The organism is Streptomyces durbertensis (genome assembly GCF_014156695.1).
GTDB lineage: Bacteria > Actinomycetota > Actinomycetes > Streptomycetales > Streptomycetaceae > Streptomyces > Streptomyces durbertensis.
Genome location: NZ_WMLF01000674.1, coordinates 1 through 1,947, shown reverse-complemented (window position 1 = coordinate 1,947; position 1,947 = coordinate 1). Strand labels below are relative to the sequence as shown.

Genomic DNA, 1,947 nt, shown 5'->3' with positions numbered 1-1,947 from the left:
GTTTCGGCGTCGGGCGTGCGGGTGGTGGGGGACGACGAGTCGGTGTCGGGAGTGGTGGTGTTCTGGTTCGACTCGGAGCGGGGCGCGTCGAAGGGGTTGGGGGTGTAGTCCTGCCCGGTGGTGTCGGTCGGGCGTGGGAAGTGGCTGCGGCTGTCGGAGCCGGTGTTTCCGTCCGAGCCGTTGGAGGTGGCGGTGTCGCCGCCGGTGGGGGTGGTCGTGGAGGTGTTGGGGTTGCCGCTGCCGTTGGAGCTGCTGGTTCCGGTGGTGTTGGTGGGCGTGCCGCCGCCGGTGGTGGTCGTGCCGCCGGCGGCCGAGCCGGTGCCTGTCCCGCCGCTACCGCTGCTGCCTGCGTCGCCGGACCCGGAGCCCGAGCCGGTGCCGGAGGTCGCACCCGTGCCGCCGCCTCCGCCACCATCGCCGCTGCTGCCGCTACCGGTGCCGGAACCGGTGCCCGAGGTTCCGGAGGAGCCCTCGTTGGTCGTGCCGGAACCGGAGTTGGAGTCGGAGTTCGAGCCCGAGCCGGAGTCGTTGTTGCCCCAGCCCAGGGCGTTGTTGCCGGATCGTTCGATGTTCTGGCGGGCGGTTCCGGCGCCGGAGGAGAGGAAGTTGTCGCGGAAGTTCTCGCCCTTGTTGTCCCACTGGTCCTTGAGTTCCTGGCGGCCGGCGTCGTAGCCCGCGTTGACGGCGTTGCCGACGTCGATGCCGTCCTGGGCGCCGAAGTGGACGTTGGTGGCCTGCCGCATGAGGTCCTGGGCGATGGCCTGGATGGCCTTCATCGCGGTTTCGCGGAGGGCGTCGACGATGGTGCTGACGATGGCGTCGCGCAGCATCTTCAGCAGTTGTCGGACGACCAGTCTGATGGCCTGGGTGATGCCGGCGCTGGCGACGGCGGATATGCCGAGGGTGAACGGGGCGGCCGCCGCGGCGGCTATCAATTGGACCGCTAGAATGATCAGTTGGATGATGACGGCGATCTTGCAGGCGATGACGATCGCCGCGACGGCGTCCAGCGCGAAGGCGACGATGAGCGCGGCGGTCCGGGCGTCGTCGAAGTAGCCGCGCTCGCTGCCGGAGAACTCGCGCCAGGTCTTGTCGAAGCCTTCGACGGACTTGCCGTAGTTCTCGGAGAGGACGTTGCCGGCGGACCTGTTGCCGGTCGCCTGGAGGGTCTCGAGGTCCATGGCGAACTGGCGCCAGGCCTGAGCGGACTCCATGAGCTTGTCCTCGTTGGCCTCGGGCCAGTTGAAGCCCAGGATGTTGAGGACCCACTCCAGCTCTTCCGGCAACATGATCGCCATGGCAGAACTCCCCCGAACAACTGACCTAACGCGAGCACGCCGACCCTATCGCCGCACGCAGGCCCGACCGTAACCACCCTGACCTGCGGAGGGAGTCGACCGCAAGCTCCGGTGACGGACGCGCACAGGGCCGTTACAACCTGCTGCCGCGCTGCGGGTGATTACGGGCGTTGCGGGTAACGGGGCCCTTTTTCCGCAGGGTTGTGCGATCAGAGGGCTTCGTCGGGCAGACGGTCGTGGTGCCGGGTGAGGCGGTCGAGGAGGGGGTGGTCGGTGGCGAGGGGTGTGTGGTCGATCCGGCTGAGGGGGCGGACTCCGGTGACGGCGTTGGTGGCGAAGGCGGCGTCGACGTCGGTGAGGTCGGCGGGCGTCACGCGGGCGGTGGTGTGGCCGAACTCGTCGGCGAGGAGGCGCATCGTGACGCCGGGGAGGGCGTGGGCGTCGGGCCAGTGCACCCGGTCGTCGCGGACGAAGCCGATGTTCCAGGTGGGGCCTTCGCTGACGGCGCCGGTGCGGTCGACGAAGAGCGCGTCGTCGTGGCCGGCGCGGCGGGCGGCGCGGAGGTGGTGGACGGCGCCGAGGAGGCCGACGTGTTTGACGTGGGGGAGGTCGCGTTCGTAGGGGGTGGTGGCGACGCGCAGGGGGGTGC

At 69.9% G+C, this 1,947-nt stretch carries 2 protein-coding genes; both read right to left on the bottom strand.

Annotated features, from left to right (window positions below; genetic code table 11):
- Window positions 1–1,298: WXG100-like domain-containing protein (locus GL263_RS25805; RefSeq protein WP_182858152.1), on the bottom strand; the 1,298-nt coding region annotated here is incomplete at its 3' end.
- A 209-nt stretch (window positions 1,299–1,507) separates the two neighbouring features.
- Window positions 1,508–1,947: aminotransferase class IV (locus tag GL263_RS25800; RefSeq protein WP_182858151.1), on the bottom strand; the 440-nt coding region annotated here is incomplete at its 5' end.